Genomic DNA, 18,694 nt, shown 5'->3' with positions numbered 1-18,694 from the left:
GCCGTTGAGCGGGCCGGGAGCGGTGCCGCTCATGCACACGCTATTGCACCCTGGGCGGGGGGCGACAGAGCCCGCTCGGGGGGTCAGCGCTCCTCGGTGCGCGCCATCGTGCTCGGCAGCTCGCTCGTGACGAGCACGCCGGGACCGCGGTCCGCGAGCGCCGCGGCGAGCGCGACCACGACCGCGCCCCCGATCGCCTGACTGCGCCCTGGCTCGTGCCACACCTGCACGCGCGCCGTCACGCGGTCGCCGCCGATCGTGATGGCGCGGGCCCACGGTGCCGGCGCGGCCGGCTCGGCCAGCACGCCGTCGACGGATGCCGCGACGCGCTGCAACTCGGCCAGCATCGCCTCGACGCCGAGTCCGCCCAGCGGCGTCCGCACCTCGAGCTCGGTGCGGTTCGCCCCGAACGCGGATCCGTTCACGAACGGGGTGTTCAGGAACGCCGCATTGGGGACGTGCACCGCGCGTCCGTCGAACGACCGCACGATGACCGATCGGCTCGTGAGCTCCTCGACGGTCCCCTCGTAGTCGGGCGTCTCCACCTGGTCGCCGGGCTGTACGGGCTTGCGGGTCTGCAGCACGATGCCCGCCGAGAAGTTGTCGGCGATGCCGCGCAGCACGAGCAGGGCCACGATCGCCACGATGATGACGATCGCGAGCAACGGCTCGAGCGGAGCGCCGAGGAAGCTCAGCGCGACGCCGATGCCGAAGAGCAGCACGACGATGCCCGAGATGCTCGCGATCCGCCGGCCGGTCTCGGGAGAGATCCCCTCGAGCCGGCCCATCAGGGCGAGCACCCCCCTGCGCACGAGGCGCGAGAGGATCCAGCCCGCGACGACGGAGAGCAGGGCGAACGTGACGTCCCAGGCGCTGAGGGTGGACCAATCGAGGAACTCGCCGCTCACGGGGCCCACGATACGGCCTGCGATCCCCGTCGATTCGGCTGACACGACGCGAATTCCCGCTACCCCCGCGGCATCCCTCGCGATATGGTGCCCACGGGAGACACCGAGATCAGGGGGATCGCAGGCTCCAGTCCGGACCGGCGCACCCCGGATGACGGGCGCGACCCGTCGCCGCCCCCAGCGGCGGCATCCGACACTCTGAAAGGGCTCCAATGAGTTTCTGGAACAGCCTGGGCGACATCCTCTGGTGGACCCTGTGGTTCTTCGCGTTCTTCGCCTACCTCTGGGCGGTCATCGCGATCATCACCGACCTCTTCCGCGACCACAAGCTCAACGGCTGGTGGAAGGCCGTCTGGATCATCTTCCTGATCTTCGTGCCGTTCCTCACCGCGCTGGTGTACCTCATCGCCCGCGGCAGCGGCATGGCGGAGCGCGCGCAGAAGGAGGCCCGGCAGGTGCAGGCCGCGACGGACGACTACATCCGCGCGACCGCCGGAGCGGCGAGCCCGTCCGACGAGATCGCCAAGGCGAAGGCACTGCTCGACGCCGGCACCATCTCCCCGGCCGAGTACGACCAGCTCAAGGCCCGGGCGCTCAGCCACGGCGCCTGATCGACGAACGACGAAGGGGCGGGTGCTTCGGCACCCGCCCCTTCGTGTATCGGGCGAACTCAGCTCGCGGCCTTCAGCTCCTTGCCGTGGACGGTGAGCGCGTAGAGCACGAGGATGTCCAGCGTGAGCACGATGAGCGACCACCACGGCTGCACCGGCAGCAGGGCGAGCTGTGAGACGCCGTTGAACGCGACGAGGATGATCGCGACCACTCGCGCCCAGGTGGCGCCGGCGATCAGCGCGAGGCCGACGAGGATGAGCACCACGCCGAACACGAGATGCCACCACCCCCACCCCGCCACATCGAACAGGAGGAGGCCGCCCTCGCCCAGCACGAAGTATGCGCTCCCGGGCATGAGGATGGCGACGAGTCCGTACAGGGCGTCGATCACGCCGGCGATGATGATGACGATGGCCGCGAACCATCCCCATCCGACCCATCCCGTGGTTTCAGAGTCCGACATTGCTTCCCCTCTCGATCGGCGCATCCCCAGGTGAACGCGGTCCCGATACGCGCATCATCCACCCCGCCGAGCGCGCACGTCAACAGGTTCCTGCTCAGGTGAGCACGGGCGCTCCCGCGGGGTCGCCGACGGCGTCGGGGTCGGGGTCTCCGGCCGGGCGTGCGCCGGCCGCGGGCGCCTCCGGGCGGATCACGCCGGCGTTGCGGAGGAACAGGATGATCCAGCTGAAGATCAGCACGCCGGCCACGAGCTCGACGGCCGTGAGGTTGTAGTAGCCGACCGCGAAGAAGATGCCGAGCAGCACGGTCACGGCGACGTACACGTAGCCGAGGATCACGAACACCTTCGGCATCGAAGGCACCCAGCGCGGCAGCGCGAACACGACGACCGCGTAGACGACGGCCATCCCCGTGGCCACGGTGTTGTGCAGGACGAAGAACTCGCTCACCGGGAAGATGCCGACGCAGGCGAGGAGCACGCCGATGAGGGCGAGGCTCACGCGCACCAGGTTGCGGTGCCGGAGGTCGAGCGGCGTCGACGTCGGCAGGCTCGCCGTGCCGTAGCGGGCGATGATCGTGACGATCGCGCCCGCGATGATGAGCGTGAGGTTGAACGCGAGCGACGACACGTCGTTGGTGATGCCCAGCGCCGACAGGTTCTTCTGCCACCACTGGGGGTCGCTCGAGCTCAGCATGCTGGCGAGCGCGCCGACGACGAGGAACACCGCCAGCACGAGCGACAGCAGCATCGGGGTGAGCCGCGCCGACGAGAGGAACACCGCGTAGGCGGTCACGGCGAACGCGACGCCCGAGAGCACGGCCGCCGGGAACGTGAAGACGACCGCGCCGATGAAGCTGCGCTCGAGCAGGTCGGCGAGGCCGATCCAGCCGAGGAGCACGATCACGGCGTGCGCCAGCGCGAGCGCCACGATGTCGAACCAGTGCAGGCGGGCGCCCTGCACCTCGAGCCCGTCGTCCACGCGGTCGTGCAGCGACGGTGCCGGCCTGCGGAGCACCACCCGGCCGAGCACGAACGCCACGATGGCCACCACCGCGCCGCCGATCGCGACGAACTGCCCGAGCGAAGCGGGTCCGGCGATCGGGACGTTCCGGCCCCAGAAGAAGATCCAGGCCACGGCCAGGCCGACCAGGAACGCGACGGCGCCGGCGAGCAGGGCGACGGACTCGAGCGACTCCGCGTTCTCGGCCGGATGCCGCAGCACGCGGCGGATCGAGGTGGACGGCTGCGTGCTGCGCGCGGGAGCGGTGCTGGTCTGAGCGGTCATCGGGGCTTCCCTCCCGCGGCCCCAGGCGGCCGCTGTGGGGATCAGGATGCCAGCCGGATCGCTCGGTGTCACGCATCGGTTGCGGCGATCGTCCGGAATGCCCGGCGCGCGGCATCCGCTCGGTTCGAACGTGGGCGGAGCTCAGGAGTCGGTCGGGTCGAGCACCTCGAGCATCGAGCCCTGCACGAAGCCCGCCCACTCGTAGGCCGCGCGCAGGTAGTCGTCGCGCGTCTCGTCGGCCTCGTCGTCGTCCTCCTCGACGATGCCCACGCGCTCGGCGAGGATGAGCCGCAGGTCGGTGAGGAACGTGAGCCAGCCCCACGCCTCCGACTGGTCGAGCTCGATCTGCACGACGCCCTCGTCGCCGTCGGCGACCGCGGTCGCGTCCCGCACGCGCTGCGCCGCCTGGCGCTTGCCGTCGACGAGGCTCTCGCGCGTGTACCGGCCGAACTCCTGCGACGCCGGCGGGTCCTCGGGGTAGGCGTTCGGCAGCAGCCGCCCGAGCGCCGGATCGTCGGCCTCGCCGAGCAGGAGCACCGAGTCGACCTGGTCGGCGAGCTCGGAGAGGAGCATCGCCTCCTCGACCTCGAGCACGATGCGCACGCCTTCGCCGCCGCTGCGCCCGGCGACGATCACGTCTCGGCCCTCGACACCGTGGCCTGCAGGCCGTAGCCGTGCATCGCCTGCACGTGCCGCTCCATGGCCTCGCGATTGCCGGATGCCACGACGGCGCGTCCCTCGTGGTGCACCTGCAGCATCAGCCGCTCGGCGACCTCGCGCGGGTACCCGAAGTACGTGCGGAAGACGTACGTCACGTACGTCATGAGGTTGACCGGATCGTCCCAGACGATCGTGCGCCACGGCTGCTCCGACACGTCCTGCGTGGTCGTGTCGGCGTCGAGCTGTTCGAGCGTGGGCGTCACCCGTCCAGCCTTCCACGAGCGCCCGCCCGACGGAACCCGGCTGCGACGGCCCGATCGGATGCCGCCGCCGGCGTCCGCGGCGGGTACACGAACGTGACGAGCACCACCGAGATGATCATGAGCAGGAACCACGAGACCAGCTTCGACACCGACACCGGCTGCCATCCGTCGGCCTGGTCGGGGTAGAACCACGCGCCCGCCCAGGTGGCGATGTTCTCGGCGATCCAGATGAAGAGCGCGACCAGCGCGAAGGCGAGCAGGAGCGGCATCCGGTAGGTGCGCCGCCACACGCGGAAGTGCATGACCGTCGGCCACCAGAGCAGCGCGACCGCGGCGAGGAGCACCCAGCGGAGGTCGACGATGAAGTGATGCGTGAAGAAGTTCGCGTAGATCCCGGCCGCGACGATGACGGTGAGCCAGCGCCGCGGATACCTGGTGAACCCGAGGTCGAAGAGCCGGTGCACGCGCACGAGGTAGGAGCCGACGGCGGCGTACATGAACCCCGAGAACAGCGGGACGCCCGCGATGCGCAGCACGCCGCCGTCGTCGTAGGCCCACGACCCGACGTCCGTCTTGAAGATCTCCATGACCGTGCCCGTGAGGTGGAACAGCACGACGACCCAGAGCTCCCGACCCGTCTCGAGCCGCGTCGCGACCATCACGACCTGGATGAGCACGGCCGCGATCGTGAGCGCGTCGTTCGGCGCGAGGGCCGCGTCGTCGGGGTACCAGAGCCGGGCCGCGACGATCACGGCCAGCAGCGCCGCACCGAACACGCAGGCCCACGCCTGCTTGGCCCCGAACACCAGGAACTCGATGAGCCCCGCGCGGATGCCGCGGTCGGACGCGTCGGCGAGCAGGCGGTGCGCCGCGCGATCGATCGCCCGCTCGACCGGGGTGAGCCGCTGCTCGTGCGCCGAGGTCGGGTCGAACGGGGCTGCCGCGGACGCGGGTCGCGCGAGGTGCGCATCGTCGCCGGCGCGGGGGCGCTCGTCGGTGGTCATCCCGGCCGCCGGGAGGCCGTGACCGTGAACTTCGGGTTGCGCGCGACCTGGCGGGTCGACCCCACCGCGCGCTCCAGGAGCGGCCGGTAGCGCAGGTGCGAGTTCCACACGCACCACAGTTCCCCGCCCGGCGCGAGCACGCGGGCCGCGTCGTCGAACAGGTGCGCCGCGATGCCGGTGTGCAGCGCGGCATCCGAGTGGAACGGCGGGTTGAGCACCACGAGCGCCTCGCTCGCGTCGGGCAGGAGCTCGAGCGCGTCGGCGTGCGTGACGGTCACCCGATCGGCGACGCCGTTCACCTCCGCGGTCTCGCGAGCGGATGCCGCGGCCGCCGCCGAGCGGTCGGTCGCCGTGACGCGGAGTCCGGGGCGCCTGCGGGCGAGCCACGCGGCCACCACGCCCGAGCCGCACGCGAGGTCGACGGCGGACGCGGCATCCGGCACCGCGCCGTCGAGGTGCTCGAGCAGGAAGCGCGTACCGATGTCGATGCCCGTGCCGGCGAACACGCCGCCGTGCGCGACGACCGTGACGCCGACGTCGTCGTGCCGCTCGCCGCGCGGCCAGCCCGGCGCCGACGGCTGCCGCTGGGCCCGCGGGCCGCGCGCCGTGAGCACGCGGGACTTCTGCCGCGCGTGCGACACGTCGACCCGCTCGAACCAGGCGCCGAGCACGTCGTTCATCGCGAGCGACATGTGCTTGATGCGCCCGCCGGCGACGACGACCACGTCGGATGCCGCGGAGCCGGCCACGAGCCCGGCCAGCTCGTCGAGCCGGTCGAGCGACCGCGGCAGGCGCAGGAGCACGAGGCGCGCGTCGCGGAGCAGGTCGGCGCCGAGCGGGAGCGACCGCACCCGGTCGGCGAGCCCCGCGCGGTCGGCATTGGCGGCGAGCGCCCGCTCGCCCGTGACGAGGTCCTGATGCACGCGGATGCCTCGGGCTCCCGCCGCCGCGGCGCCCAGCGCGAGGGCCCCGTAGGCGTCGTCGAGCACCACGACGCCGCCGTCGCCGGCACCTGCCAGGAGCGGCGCCGACTCGTCGAGGATCAGGCGGTCCGCGGCATCCGACGCCTCGAGCCCATGCCCCTCGACGTCGGGGTGGCGACGCAGCAGGGCGAAGTCCAGGACCATGGTGAAAGGCTACGCGTGGCGGTCGACCCGAGTGCGGCTCCCGGTTCGGTTTGCTACCCTCGTGCCCGCATGCCAGCAGCAGGGCGACCGGTTCAGGGGGAGCGGCGCGCGGCGAGGATCCACGCCGCGAGCCTCGAGCACCGTGCCCGGATCGGACGACGCCTCGCGCCGCTCGCGGCCGCGATCGCCGTGCTCTCGCTCGGGCTGACCTACGCGCTGACGCCCCCGGCGCCCGCCGCGTCGGAGGCTCCCGGCGCGGGGGAGGCGTTCTCGGGCGCGACGCAGACCGTGAGGGTGGCCGGCGACGTCGCCGCCCCCGACGTGTCGCACGAGTCCTACGTCACGACGACCGGCCCCGAGACGCTCGTCGAGTCGGGCACGAACCACGACTGGGCCGAGCTCGTGCTCATCTACGGCGACTTCCCGATCACGCAGGCGAACATCGACGTGATGCTGCGCTGGATGCGGCAGGAGAACGGTCCCGACAACTGGTGGAACCGCAACAACCCCCTCAACAACGGCAACGGATCTGGCGGCGGATCGGGCCTCGGCAGCTACGCGACCCTCTCGATCGCGGCCGAGTACGCCGCCGACAGCCTGCGTCGCTACTCGTTCTACGACGCGATCGAGGCGTCGCTCGAAGCGGGGAACGACGCGAACGCCACGGCGCAGGCGATCTGGGCTTCGCCGTGGGCGGGGAGCCACTACGGGTACGGCTCGCACTGGTCGACGGCGCCCGTGAAGGTGATCACGGCGCCCGAGTCGGCCTGGAGCTGACCCGAGCGCCGTGACATGACACGGCTCGGCGCGCTAGGGCACCACGATGTCGAACGACGGATCGCCCTGGTCGAGCACGTCGATGAGCCGGCGCAGGATGTCGAGGTCGCCGTCCACCTCGATGCCCTCGGGTGACAGGTCGCCGCCGGCGAGCCGGAGGAGTCGCGGCTTGTCGAGAGTCAGGTGCAGTGCGGCATCCGGCGCCGGTTCGCGCTCGACGTAGACCAGCACGCCGTTGCGCAGCGTGAGGTGGAAGCTGCGGCCCAGGTCGGTGAGGGTGAGGTCGAGCGCCAGGTCCAGGTCCCACGCCCGCGGACCGTCGACGCGGATCGCGACGGCGTCGAACAGCTGCTCCGGGGTGAGCTGCGCGAGGATCGCCGGTGGGGCGGTCGAGGTGGGGGTACCGAAGTTGCCCGCTCGGAGCTCGGTCGCACCGGAGAGGAAGAAGTTCCGCCAGGTGCCGTTCTCCGCCCCGTAGCCGAGCTGCTCGAGCGTGTCCGCGTAGAGGGCCCGCGCGCCCTCGTGCGAGGCATCCGCGAACACCGCGTGGTCGAGCAGGGTCGCCGCCCATCGATAGTCGGCCGCGTCGAACGCCGCCTGCGCGAGCTCGACGACGCGATCGATGCCGCCGATGGCGTCCACGTACCGTTCCGCGAGCGCCTGCGGCGGGTGCGGCCAGAGACGCGCGGGGTTGCCGTCGAACCAGCCCATGTACCGCTGGTAGATCGCCTTCACGTCGTGGTTGACCGAGCCGTAGTAGCCGCGGGCGTTCCAGGCGTTCTCGAGTGCGGGCGGGAGCTCGAACGCCTCGCCGATCTCGGCGCCGGTGAGGCCCTGGTTGAGCATGCGTAGCGTCTGATCGTGCAGGTAGGCGTAGAGGTCGCGCTGCGTCGACAGGAACCGCACGAGCTCATCGTTGCCCCAGGTGGGCCAGTGGTGGGAGGCGAACACGACCTCGGCGCGGTCGCCGTAGCGCTCGATCGCCTCCGTGAGGTACTGCGACCAGACGTGGGGATCGCGCACGAGCGCTCCCCGCAGCGTGAGCAGGTTGTGCAGCGTGTGCGTGGCGTTCTCGGCCATGCACAGCGCCTTGAAGCCCGGAAGGTAGAAGTGCATCTCCGACGGCGCCTCGGTACCGGGCGCCATCTGGAACTCGATCTCCACGCCGTCGATCACGTGCGTCTCGCCGGTCTCGCGGATGTCGAGCGTCGGCACGATCATCCCGGGCTGGCCGGTCGAGGTGGTCTGGCCGAGGCCGGCGCCGACCTGGCCCTTGGGTCCGCGGTCGAGGCGCGCGCCGTACATGTACCCGGCACGGCGGCCCATCGCGACGCCGGCGTACACGTTCTCGGCGACGGCGTGCTCGACGAAGCCCTCGGGCGCGATGACCTGCACGTCTCCGGCGTCGACCTGCTCCTGCGTCACCATGCCGAGCACGCCGCCGAAGTGGTCGATGTGGCTGTGCGTGTGGATCACCGCGACGATGGGGCGATCGCCACGGTGCCGGCGGTACAGGGCCAGCGCCGCGGCTCCGGTCTCCTTCGAGATGAGCGGATCGACGACGATCACGCCCGTGTCGCCCTCGATGAAGGACGTGACCGACAGGTCGAGCCCACGGACCTGGTAGAGGCCGGGAACGACCTCGTAGAGGCCGTGCTTCGCGACGAGCTTGGACTGGCGCCACAGGCTCGGATGCACCGACGTCGGCGCGTCCCCGTCGACGAAGTCGAACGACGAGGCATCCCACACGACCGTGCCGCCCTCGTCGCGCACGGCCGGATCGTCGAGCGTGCCGACGAAGCCCCGATCGGCCGCCGCGAAGTCGGCGTCGTCGTCGAACGGCAACGCCGACAGCGCCGCCTGGTTCGCCGCCGTGACGGCCTCGGACGGTTCGCGCTGTTCCATGTGTGCTCCTTCCCCCGGGGAGGTCCCCCGGAGCGAGCCTCCCGCACGAGGGGCGGGGGCGCAAGGAATCAGCCGACGTCGAGGATCACTCGCGGTCGAGCGGTCGCCAGACGACGAGGGCGTTCTCGCGCCGCACGCGCGTGCCGGTGCGGAGCGACACGATGTCGCCCGCGGATCCGGCGGCGAAGACCCGGCGGCCGGGCCGGTTGAGCATCTCGTCCGCGAGCGCGGCCTCGAGCTCGCGCACGCGGGCGCGCAAACCCTGCACCTCGTCCTCGAGGCCGAGCACGCGGCGGATGCCCTCGAGGCTCACGCCCTCGCTCGAGAGCTGCGCGATCTCGCGCAGCTGCATGACGTCGCGCATCGAGTACCGCCGCGACTTGCCCGCCGTGCGGGTCGGCGAGACGAGCCCCATGCGGTCGTACTGCCGCAGCGTCTGCGGGTGCATCCCAGCGAGGTCGGCCGCCACCGAGATCACGAACAGCGGGCTCGACTCGTTCATCGCTGGCTCCTCGCCTTCGCGAGCAGCTCCTCACGCGGGTCCTCGTCGGGCAGCAGCGCCGCGAACTCCTCGAGCTTCTCGGAGGCGTCCTTCGAGAGGTGCGACGGCACGGCCACCTGCACGACGGCGAGCAGGTCGCCCGTGCCCTTCTTCGTCTCGACGCCGCGACCCTTCACGCGCAGCACGCGGCCGCTCGGGGTGCCGGGCGCAACGCGCAGCTTCACGGGATCGCCGCCGAGCGTCGGCACCTGGATCGTGGCGCCGAGCGTGGCCTCGGCGAACGTGACCGGGACGGTCACGCGCAGGTTGAGGCCGTCGCGCTCGAACACCGGGTGCTTGCGCACGTGCACGGTGAGGATGAGGTCGCCGGACTCGCCGCCGTCGGGCGACGGATGGCCCTTGCCGGGCAGCTTGATCTTCTGGCCGTCGGCCACGCCCGCGGGGATGCGCACGGTGATCGGCTTGCCCTCGGCGGTCTGCAGCGTGATCTGGTCGCCTTTGGTGGCGGTGATGAACTCGAGCGTGGTCGACGCGGTGACGTCGCGGCCCTTCGTGGGCCCGCCGAAGCCGCGGTAGCCGCCGCTCGGCGTGCCGAAGCGGCCGCCGCCGAACAGGCCCCCGAGCAGGTCGTCGTAGTCGCCGCCCTGCTGGAACGTGTAGCGCGTGCCGCCGCCGGCGCCCCCCGGGCCGCCGAACATGCCGCCGAACACGTCCTCGAAGCCGCCCGCACCGCCGGCGCCCGGAGCCGTGAATCGCGCGCCCGTGCCCATGGCCCGGATCGCGTCGTACTCCTTGCGCTCCTCGGGATCGGCGAGCACGGAGTGCGCCTCGCTGATCTCCTTGAACCGCGCCTCGGCCGCGGCGTCGCCCGGGTTCTGGTCGGGGTGGTACTTGCGCGCGAGCTTGCGGTACGCCTTCTTGATGTCGCTGTCGCTCGCGTCCTTGGAGACGCCGAGCACCTGGTAGAAGTCCTTGTCGAACCAATCCTGGCTGGCCATCGGCACCTCCTCTTCTGAGTCTGTCTGATGAACCGGTGGTCGAGGAGCGCCCGGCGGAGCCGGACGCGTATCGAGACCCGTGTGCGTCTCGATACGCGTCGCCTTCGGCGGCGCTACTCGACGACCCGGATCATTCCTGCGGCGTCTTGACGACGACCTTCGCCGCCCGCAGCAGCGTGCCGCCGAGCAGGTATCCCGTCTCGACGACGTCGCCGACCGTGTCGGTGTCGACCTCGTCGGACGGCTGCTGGAAGATCGCCTCGTGCCGCGTCGGGTCGAACGGCTCGCCGACCTCGCCGAACGGGGTCAGCCCGAGCTTCTCGACCGCCGCGCGGAGCTTCGCCGCGATGGTTGCGAAGGGTGCGTCGCCCTCGAGGTCGCCGTGCTTCTCGGCACGGTCGAGGTCGTCGAGCACGGGCAGCAGCACGGCCACGGCCGCGCCGACCGCGCGCTCCCGCTCGACCTCGCGGTTCGCCTCGGTGCGCTTGCGGTAGTTCGCGTACTCGGCGGTGACGCGCTTGAGGTCGGCGAGGTGCTCGTCGCTCGGCTCCTGCACCTCGGCCTGCGCCGCGTTCAGGATGTCGTCGACCGTGAGCACGTCCTCGTCGTCGGGCTCGGCCGACGCGGCATCCGTCGCCTCGACCTCACCCTCGACCTCGCCCTCGGGATGCCGAACCGCACCCGTCTCGGGGTCGATCCGCCGCTTGTCGCGGATGATCGGCTCGTCGTGGTCCTGGTTCTCGTCCGTCATGGCTACTTCTTCTCGTCCTCGTCGTCGATGACCTCGGCGTCGACGACGTCCTCGTCGGAGGAGCTGCCGCCGTCGGTGCCGCTGGCCGAGGCGTCCTCGCCGGGGTTGCCCGGGTTGGCGCCCGCGGGCTGCTGCTGCGAGGAGGCGTAGATCGCCTCGCCGAGCTTGCCCTGCGACTGCGAGAGCTTGTCGAACGCCGACTTCACGGCCGCGTCGTCGTCGCCGGCGAGCGCCGACTTCAGCGCGTCGACGTCGCCCTGCACCTCGGACTTCACGTCCTCGGGGAGCTTGTCGTCGTTGTCCTTGATGAGCTTCTCGATCTGGTAGACGAGCTGCTCGGCCTGGTTGCGCGTCTCGGCCGACTCGCGGCGCTTCTTGTCGTCGGCCGCGTGCTCCTCGGCGTCGCGCACCATGCGCTCGATGTCTTCCTTGGGGAGGCTCGAGCCGCCCGTGATCGTCATCGACTGCTCCTTGCCGGTGCCCTTGTCCTTGGCGGACACGTGCACGATGCCGTTCGCGTCGATGTCGAAGGTGACCTCGATCTGCGGGATGCCGCGGGGTGCCGGGGCGATGCCGGTGAGCTCGAAGGTGCCGAGCGGCTTGTTGTCGCGCGTGAACTCGCGCTCGCCCTGGAAGACCTGGATCGCGACCGACGGCTGGTTGTCGTCGGCGGTCGTGAAGGTCTCGCTGCGCTTGGTCGGGATCGCCGTGTTGCGCTCGATGAGCTTCGTCATGATGCCGCCCTTGGTCTCGATGCCGAGGCTGAGGGGGGTCACGTCGATCAGCAGCACGTCCTTGCGCTCGCCCTTGAGGACGCCCGCCTGGAGGGCCGCGCCCACGGCGACGACCTCGTCGGGGTTCACGCCCTTGTTGGGCTCCTTGCCGGTCTCCTGCTTCACGAGCTCGGAGACGGAGGGCATGCGGGTCGAGCCGCCGACGAGCACGACGTGCGCGATGTCGGACACCTTGATGCCGGCCTCGCGGATGACGTCCTCGAAGGGCTTCTTGGTGCGGTCGAGCAGGTCGCTCGTCATGTTCTCGAACTGCGCGCGCGTGAGCGTCTCGTCGAGGTTGGCCGGCCCGTTCTCGGTGAGCGAGAGGTAGGGCAGCTGGATGTTCGTGGACATGGAGCTCGAGAGCTCCTTCTTCGCCTGCTCGGCGGCCTCCTTGAGGCGCTGCAGCGCGATGCGGTCCTTCGAGACGTCGACGCCGGTCGTGTCCTTGAAGCGCTTGATCAGCCACTCGACGATCCGCTGGTCCCAGTCGTCGCCGCCGAGGCGGTTGTCACCGGCGGTCGCACGGACCTGGATGGTCGAGAAGTCGTCGTCCTTGCCCACCTCGAGGAGGGACACGTCGAACGTGCCGCCACCGAGGTCGAAGACGAGGATGAGCTCGTCCTCCTTGCCCTTGTCGAGGCCGTACGCGAGGGCCGCGGCGGTTGGCTCGTTGATGATGCGGAGCACGTTGAGGCCGGCGATCTCGCCCGCCTCCTTGGTGGCCTGGCGCTCGGCGTCGTTGAAGTACGCGGGCACGGTGACGACGGCGTCGGTGACCGTGTCGCCGAGGTACTGCTCGGCGTCGCGCTTCAGCTTCTGCAGGATGCGCGCCGAGATCTCCTGCGGCGTGTACGTCTTGCCGTCGATCTCCTTCGACCAGTCGGTGCCCATGTGGCGCTTCACCGACGCGATGGTGCGGTCGACGTTGGTGACGGCCTGGCGCTTGGCGGTCTCGCCGACCAGCACCTCGCCGTCCTTCGTGAACGCGACGACCGACGGGGTCGTGCGGAAGCCCTCGGCGTTCGCGATGACCGTGGGCTCGCCGCCCTCGAGCACGCTCACGACGGAGTTCGTGGTGCCGAGGTCGATTCCTACTGCTCGTGACATGTGTGTTTCTCCTTCTGCCGAGGAGCCTGCGCGAGCGGATGCCGCGCGCACTCGATCGGCGGTCGGCCCGGCCGTCCTGGCCCGCGACCGAAGTCAATGGCGCCGGAACTTGAGTCCCGACGGCTCAAGTGTCTCAACGGCGCGAGGAGCATGTCAAGTCGGATCCACCGAAGTTGAGCCGACTCGACTCAACTCACGGCGGGTTCCCAGTCTTCCACCGAGCGCGGGGTCGCACGGCCGCGCCCGGAGGGGATCCGGATCCGCACTCGGCGGATCCGGATCCAGCCTCAGCAGAGGGGCTGCAGGTTCTCGACGGCGGGCGACAGGGTGGCCGGTCCGCCGAGGAGCCGGATCGAGGAGGCGCCGGAGTCGGCGATCCGGTCCATCGTGACGGCGGGCATGCACCCGGGCCGGGCCAGGAGCAGCGGCGCGCCCAGCGCCCCGGCGAGCGGAGCTCCGGCGAGCGCATCCACGAAACCCTCGCCGGTGGCGACGAGCGCGTTCTCGCTCGAGCCGATGAACTGCGCGCTGATCTGGGCGGCGGTGAGGTACCGGTCGGCGCCGGCGACCCGGCTGACGTCGACGACACCGGGAACGGCCGCGAGGCTGTCGGCGGTGTCGCGGCCGACGGAGGCCTCGCCGCCGACGATGACGATGTGGTCGATCCCGAGGTCCACGATGGCCTTGCGCGTCCCCGCCGAGACCGGCCCGCCCGGAACGAGCAGGACCGGGGCGTCCAGCTTCCCTGCGGCCGGTGCGGCCGCGAGGGCGTCGGGGAAGTTCGTGCCGGTGGCCACGAACGCGTATCGGCCGGAGGTGCCGTTCTCGGCGGCGTCGCGGGCGATCAGTTCAGCGGTCTCGTAGCGGTCAGCTCCGCCGATCCGCTCGATCTTCGCGTCCAAGTCCATGCTGTGCTCGAGGATGTGTTCCACGAGCGGGTCGATGACGGCCGTGCCGCCGACGATGACGATGCGCTCGGGATCGAGGCGGAGGAGCTCGAGGCCGACGGGGTTCGTGATCCAGTCCTGGGGGATCGAGAGGATCACCCCGCCCTGCCGGATGGCCGCAGGCCCCGCAGCCATGGCGTCGGGGAAGTTGTGGGCATTGACGAGATAGACGACCGGGGCCCGTTCGCCGTCGGGGATGATCTGGCGGCTGATCGCGGCGGCGGTGGCGAATCGATCGTCGCCGGCGACGCGCTGCACGTCGTAGGCGGCGGCCGCATCGACCTGCACGGACGGCGCCTCCTGGGAGCCGAGGCCGTCGTCGGCGCCGGCCGGGGCGGGAACGAGGAGGGTGATCGCGCACGCGGTCGCGATGGTGATCGCGAGGGTGCGGACAGGGCGGGTGAGTAGGGTCACAGCGCGAATATACCGGTCGGCGGGACTCCGTCGGAAGGAACTTCCTTGCGGCGGCATCCGCCCTGCGCTAGACACGGATCGGGCCGCGCGCCCGCCCTGCACCGTTCGCACCTGGGGGATCGAGCACTGGGGAGGGACGACCGATGACGACCGCTGCCGAGACGTCGACGACGACGTCGAAGCTGAGCCTCCCGGCCCTGACGGCGATGGTCGTCGGCTCGATGGTCGGCGCCGGGGTGTTCCAGCTCCCCGCGCGCTTCGCGAGCCAGACCGGAGTCTCCGGCGCGCTGATCGCGTGGGCGATCGCGGGGCTCGGCATGCTGACGCTGGCGCTCGTGTTCCAGACCCTCGCGGTGCGCAAGCCGAAGCTCGACAACGGCGTGTACGTCTACGCGCGCGAGGGGTTCGGCCTCTACCCCGGCTTCCTGTCGGCCATCGGCTTCTGGGCGTCGGCGTGCGCGGGCAACGCCTTCTACTGGGTCCTCATCATGACGACGCTGAGCCAGCTGTTCCCCGACCTCGAGCCGCTGCTCGGGCAGGGCGACACCTGGCCGGCGTTCTTCCTCCCGAAGGCGGAGCTCGCCGCTCTGCCGCAGCCGTCGGTCGGCGGCGTCCTCGAGGCCGCCGTCGGTCCGTGGGGCGGAGCGTTCATCCGCGTCGGGCTCATCATCTCGGTGCTCGGGGCGTACCTCGCCTGGCAGCTCCTGGCCGCCGACGTCGTGTACGCCGCCGCGCGCGACAACGACCTGCCGCGGCACTTCGCCGTGCTCAACGGGCGAGAGGTGCCCGAGCACGCGGTGCTCTGGACATCGATCTTCGTGACGGCCATCCTCTTCGCGGTGCAGTTCGTGCGGAACGCCCTCGACTTCACGCTCGACCTCACCGCCGCACTCGCCCTGGCGCCGTACGCGCTCGCCAGCGCCTACGCCGTCAAGATCGCCCTGCGCCGCGACGGCTACGGCGACGTCCAACCGGCACGGCGCACGCGCGAGCTCGTCATCGCGTCGATCTCGACGATCTACACGCTCTTCCTGATGTGGGCGGCCGGGTACGTGTTCCTCTTCCTCGCCTGCATCCTCCTCGCGCCGGCGACGGTGCTCTACATCCTGGCCCGCCGGCAGCAGGGGGCACGCGTCTTCACCCGGCCGGGCCTGGTGAACTTCATCGTCGTCCTGGCCTTCGCGGTCGTCGGCGTCGTGCTGCTCGCGACGGGGGTCGTGCAGGTCTGATCACGTGCGAGCGGATGCCGCGCGCACGACGGAAGGGAGCGTCCATGTCCACCACGTTCGGGGTCCACTCCGAGGTCGGGAAGCTCAACCGGGTGCTCGTGTGCCGGCCCGGACTGGGGCACGAACGGCTCACGCCGAGCAACAACGACGCCCTGCTGTTCGACGACGTGCTCTGGGTGCACAACGCGAAGCGCGACCACCACGACTTCGTGCTGAAGCTGCAGGAGCGCGGGGTCGAGGTGGTCGAGCTCCACGACCTGCTCGCCGAGACGCTGGGCGTGCCGGGCGCGCGGGAGTGGCTGCTCGACCGCAAGATCACCGCCAACGACGTCGGGTACGGCCTCGTCGGCGACACGCGCGCCTACCTCGACTCCCTCGACGACGCGCTGCTCGCCGAACTGCTCATCGGCGGGCTCTCCACCCGCGAGCTGCCCGACGACTTCCGGTCGGACGCCCTCGCACTCGCCCGGGAGTCCTCCGGCGTCGACGAGTACCTCATGGCGCCGCTGCCGAACACGATCTACACGCGCGACACCACGTGCTGGATCTACGGGGGCCTCACCCTGAACCCCCTCTACTGGCCAGCCCGGCACGGCGAGACCCTGCTCATGAAGGCGATCTACGAGTTCCACCCCGGGTACACGGGCAACACCGTCTGGTGGGGCGACCCCGAGGAGGACTGGGGCCAGGCCACGCTCGAAGGCGGCGACGTCATGCCGGTCGGCAACGGCGCCGTGCTCATCGGCATGAGCGAGCGCACGTCCCGGCAGGCGATCACGCAGGTCGCCGCGAAGCTGTTCGAGGCGGGCGCGGCGACCCGGGTCGTGGTCGCCGGCATGCCGAAGCTGCGTGCGGCCATGCACCTCGACACGGTGTTCACGTTCGCGGATCGCGACCTCGTGACGTACTACCCCGACATCGTCGACGGCATCCACGCGTTCTCGCTGCGGCCGGCCGACGACGGCGGGCTGGAGGTCACCGAGGAGCGCCGGCCGTTCGTCGAGGTCGTCGCCGACGCGCTGGGACTGCCCCGGCTTCGGACGGTCGAGCCCGGCGGCGGGTGGTACGCGGGCGAGCGCCAGCAGTGGGACAGCGGCAACAACGCCGTCGCCGTCGAGCCCGGCGTCGTCTTCACGTACGACCGCAACACGCACACGAACACGCTGCTGCGGAAGGCCGGCGTCGAGGTGATCACCATCGTCGGCGCGGAGCTCGGCCGCGGTCGCGGCGGCGGCCACTGCATGACGTGCCCGCTCTCGCGCGACGCGGTCGAGTACTAGCCGTCCCGGTCGGCGATCGGATGCCGCGGCGCGGTCGTGCGGCGACGCGCCGCGGCATCCGACCCCAATTGCGCCCCGCTCAGGGTCTATCGGCGCCATGTCACACACCGCTATGGTTTCGCCCAAGTGTGCGTCATACGGAACGGTGAAGGAGGACAGGTGGACAGGATGCGGAGACGAATGCTCGGCGGTGCGACCGTCGCGCTGGTGGTGGTCGCCGGGATCGGCGTGACGGGCGCGGCCGCCGCGCCGAAGGGGCCCGGACCCCGCTACACGGCGGGCGCCACCGGCGCCGGCGACCCCTACTTCCCGTACGCGGGCAACGGCGGGTACGACGTGCAGCACTACGACCTCGCGCTGAAGTACACGCTCCCGGCTGCGGCACCGGCGCCGCTCGAAGGGCAGCTCGCGGGCGTTGCGACGATCGACCTCGTCGCCACCCAGGACCTCGACCGGTTCAACCTCGACCTGCGCGACATGGACGTGACGGCCCTCACCGTCAACGGCAAGCGCGCCAGCGAGGTGGCGGTGCCGGCAGCCGGAGCCGAGGTCGACGGTGCCGCCTACTGGCAGGTGCAGGACGACGGCGCCCGCGTCTGGGAGCTCACCGTGCAGCCCCGCCCGAAGATCAAGGCGGGCCAGCACGTGCAGGTCGTCGTCGAGTACGGCGGCACCACCACTCGCCCGGAGGACATCGAAGAGGCCCTCTACGGCTGGGTCACGACGCGCGACGGCGCGATGGTCGTGAGCGAGCCCGATGGCTCGATGACGTGGTACCCGGTGAGCGACCACCAGACCGACAAGGCCTCGTACAGCTTCGCGATCACGGTGCCCGAGGGCAAGGTCGCGGTCGCCAACGGCGTCCAGCCGAAGCCCGAGGAGACGGCGAACGGCTGGACGACCTGGTTCTGGGACGCGCCCGACCAGCAGGCGAGCTACCTCACGACGGCGTCGGTCGGCGACTTCGACCTCCGCGACACCTACACCTCGACGAGCGGCGTGCCGATCATCGACGCGGTGGACACGAAGCTCACGGCCGCGCGGCTCAACACCACCAACGCGAGCCTGGCCCGCCAGGTGGCCATGATCGACTTCTTCGAGAGCAAGTTCGGGAAGTACCCGTTCAACTCGTTCGGGTCCATCGTCGACAACGACACCGTCGGCTACGCGCTCGAGACCCAGACCCGCCCGGTGTACTCGTCGTCGGCGAGCGAGGGCACGGTCGCGCACGAGCTCGCGCACCAGTGGTTCGGCGACGCGGTGAGCCCCGAGCGCTGGCAGGACATCTGGCTCAACGAGGGCTGGGCGACCTACGCCACATGGCTGTGGAACGAGGAGCGCGGCATCCGCACCGCGCAGACGGCGTACAACAACTGGTACAACGCGAACCGGCCCGCCTCCTACTGGCAGCTCCAGATCGGCGATCCGCAGCCCCTCGGGCTCTTCGCCGGTCAGGTCTACGACCGCGGAGCGGGCACGCTCCACGCCCTGCGCCTGGAGGTCGGCGACGAGAAGTTCTTCGCCGGGACGCGGCTCTGGCTGGAGCGGTACAACGACTCGGCGGGCACGGCCGAGGACTTCCAGGCCGTGTTCGAGGAGGTCTCGGGCAAGGACCTCGACGCCTTCTTCCAGACCTGGTTGTACGACCAGGTGAAGCCCCCGGCAACCTGGACGCTGCCCTAGGCA

The 18,694-nt window shown here is 71.0% G+C and carries 18 protein-coding genes; 5 read left to right on the top strand and 13 right to left on the bottom strand.

Annotation, left to right across the window (positions count from 1 at the left end; all coding sequences use genetic code 11):
* Nucleotides 1-83: 83 nt before the first annotated feature.
* Complete coding sequence (locus ACWGO8_RS08750; protein ID WP_452042684.1) at nucleotides 84-908, bottom strand: mechanosensitive ion channel family protein; 825 nt, start codon at nucleotides 906-908, stop codon at nucleotides 84-86.
* Nucleotides 909-1,120: 212 nt separating this feature from the next.
* On the opposite strand from ACWGO8_RS08750, the gene ACWGO8_RS08745 reads away from it, so the two are divergent.
* Nucleotides 1,121-1,519 (top strand): SHOCT domain-containing protein, encoded by a 399-nt coding sequence (locus ACWGO8_RS08745; protein ID WP_376953085.1) that lies wholly within the window; start codon nucleotides 1,121-1,123, stop codon nucleotides 1,517-1,519.
* 59 nt (nucleotides 1,520-1,578) lie between these two features.
* On the opposite strand, the gene ACWGO8_RS08740 is transcribed toward ACWGO8_RS08745, so the two are convergent.
* The 6 genes from ACWGO8_RS08740 to ACWGO8_RS08715 all read right to left on the bottom strand — a co-directional run bounded on the left by ACWGO8_RS08740 (nucleotide 1,579) and on the right by ACWGO8_RS08715 (nucleotide 6,322).
* Nucleotides 1,579-1,983: a DUF7144 family membrane protein gene (locus ACWGO8_RS08740; RefSeq protein ID WP_452042683.1), complete on the bottom strand. Its 405-nt coding sequence runs from the start codon at nucleotides 1,981-1,983 to the stop codon at nucleotides 1,579-1,581.
* 94 nt (nucleotides 1,984-2,077) lie between these two features.
* Entirely contained in the window at nucleotides 2,078-3,268 is a 1,191-nt protein-coding gene (locus ACWGO8_RS08735; RefSeq protein WP_452042682.1) for a hypothetical protein, read from the bottom strand.
* Between the two features lie 141 nt (nucleotides 3,269-3,409).
* Nucleotides 3,410-3,904, bottom strand: a complete 495-nt coding sequence (locus tag ACWGO8_RS08730) for a DUF2017 family protein (RefSeq protein WP_452042681.1) — start codon at nucleotides 3,902-3,904, stop codon at nucleotides 3,410-3,412.
* The gene (gene clpS / locus ACWGO8_RS08725) at nucleotides 3,901-4,191 is read right to left on the bottom strand and encodes an ATP-dependent Clp protease adapter ClpS (protein ID WP_452042680.1); all 291 of its coding nucleotides are present in this window, start codon (nucleotides 4,189-4,191) and stop codon (nucleotides 3,901-3,903) included. The genes ACWGO8_RS08730 and clpS overlap by 4 nt, the downstream gene beginning before the upstream one ends.
* On the bottom strand, nucleotides 4,188-5,195 hold the full coding sequence (locus ACWGO8_RS08720) for a DUF817 domain-containing protein (protein ID WP_452042679.1): 1,008 nt from the start codon (nucleotides 5,193-5,195) through the stop codon (nucleotides 4,188-4,190). The genes clpS and ACWGO8_RS08720 overlap by 4 nt, the downstream gene beginning before the upstream one ends.
* Entirely contained in the window at nucleotides 5,192-6,322 is a 1,131-nt protein-coding gene (locus tag ACWGO8_RS08715) for a class I SAM-dependent methyltransferase (RefSeq protein WP_452042678.1), read from the bottom strand. The genes ACWGO8_RS08720 and ACWGO8_RS08715 overlap by 4 nt, the downstream gene beginning before the upstream one ends.
* Nucleotides 6,323-6,391: 69 nt before the next feature.
* Between ACWGO8_RS08715 and ACWGO8_RS08710 the strand changes: the two genes are divergently transcribed.
* Nucleotides 6,392-7,099, top strand: a complete 708-nt coding sequence (locus ACWGO8_RS08710; protein WP_452042677.1) for a hypothetical protein — start codon at nucleotides 6,392-6,394, stop codon at nucleotides 7,097-7,099.
* 33 nt (nucleotides 7,100-7,132) lie between these two features.
* Here the strand turns inward: ACWGO8_RS08710 and ACWGO8_RS08705 are convergent, their stop codons facing one another.
* The 6 genes from ACWGO8_RS08705 to ACWGO8_RS08680 all read right to left on the bottom strand — a co-directional run bounded on the left by ACWGO8_RS08705 (nucleotide 7,133) and on the right by ACWGO8_RS08680 (nucleotide 14,499).
* Complete coding sequence (locus ACWGO8_RS08705) at nucleotides 7,133-9,004, bottom strand: alkyl/aryl-sulfatase (RefSeq protein WP_452042676.1); 1,872 nt, start codon at nucleotides 9,002-9,004, stop codon at nucleotides 7,133-7,135.
* Nucleotides 9,005-9,089: 85 nt separating this feature from the next.
* Entirely contained in the window at nucleotides 9,090-9,506 is a 417-nt protein-coding gene (locus tag ACWGO8_RS08700) for a heat shock protein transcriptional repressor HspR (protein ID WP_452042675.1), read from the bottom strand.
* Nucleotides 9,503-10,504 (bottom strand): DnaJ C-terminal domain-containing protein, encoded by a 1,002-nt coding sequence (locus ACWGO8_RS08695; protein WP_452042674.1) that lies wholly within the window; start codon nucleotides 10,502-10,504, stop codon nucleotides 9,503-9,505. The genes ACWGO8_RS08700 and ACWGO8_RS08695 overlap by 4 nt, the downstream gene beginning before the upstream one ends.
* 130 nt (nucleotides 10,505-10,634) lie before the next feature.
* Entirely contained in the window at nucleotides 10,635-11,255 is a 621-nt protein-coding gene (locus tag ACWGO8_RS08690; RefSeq protein ID WP_452042673.1) for a nucleotide exchange factor GrpE, read from the bottom strand.
* A gap of 2 nt (nucleotides 11,256-11,257) precedes the next feature.
* A complete protein-coding gene (gene dnaK, locus ACWGO8_RS08685) occupies nucleotides 11,258-13,138 on the bottom strand; it encodes a molecular chaperone DnaK (protein ID WP_452042672.1) in 1,881 nt (626 codons plus the stop codon).
* A 287-nt stretch (nucleotides 13,139-13,425) separates the two neighbouring features.
* The gene (locus ACWGO8_RS08680) at nucleotides 13,426-14,499 is read right to left on the bottom strand and encodes a cell wall-binding repeat-containing protein (protein ID WP_452042671.1); all 1,074 of its coding nucleotides are present in this window, start codon (nucleotides 14,497-14,499) and stop codon (nucleotides 13,426-13,428) included.
* Between the two features lie 143 nt (nucleotides 14,500-14,642).
* Between ACWGO8_RS08680 and ACWGO8_RS08675 the strand changes: the two genes are divergently transcribed.
* The 3 genes from ACWGO8_RS08675 (at nucleotide 14,643) to ACWGO8_RS08665 (ending at nucleotide 18,691) form a co-directional block, all read left to right on the top strand.
* On the top strand, nucleotides 14,643-15,728 hold the full coding sequence (locus tag ACWGO8_RS08675; protein ID WP_452042670.1) for an amino acid permease: 1,086 nt from the start codon (nucleotides 14,643-14,645) through the stop codon (nucleotides 15,726-15,728).
* Between the two features lie 44 nt (nucleotides 15,729-15,772).
* The gene (locus tag ACWGO8_RS08670; RefSeq protein ID WP_452042669.1) at nucleotides 15,773-17,008 is read left to right on the top strand and encodes an arginine deiminase; all 1,236 of its coding nucleotides are present in this window, start codon (nucleotides 15,773-15,775) and stop codon (nucleotides 17,006-17,008) included.
* A 168-nt stretch (nucleotides 17,009-17,176) separates the two neighbouring features.
* Nucleotides 17,177-18,691, top strand: a complete 1,515-nt coding sequence (locus ACWGO8_RS08665; RefSeq protein ID WP_452043536.1) for a M1 family metallopeptidase — start codon at nucleotides 17,177-17,179, stop codon at nucleotides 18,689-18,691.
* Nucleotides 18,692-18,694: the final 3 nt, after the last annotated feature.

This window comes from Agromyces sp. NPDC055661 (assembly GCF_053618135.1).
This window is presented reverse-complemented; position numbering and strand designations above follow the sequence as displayed.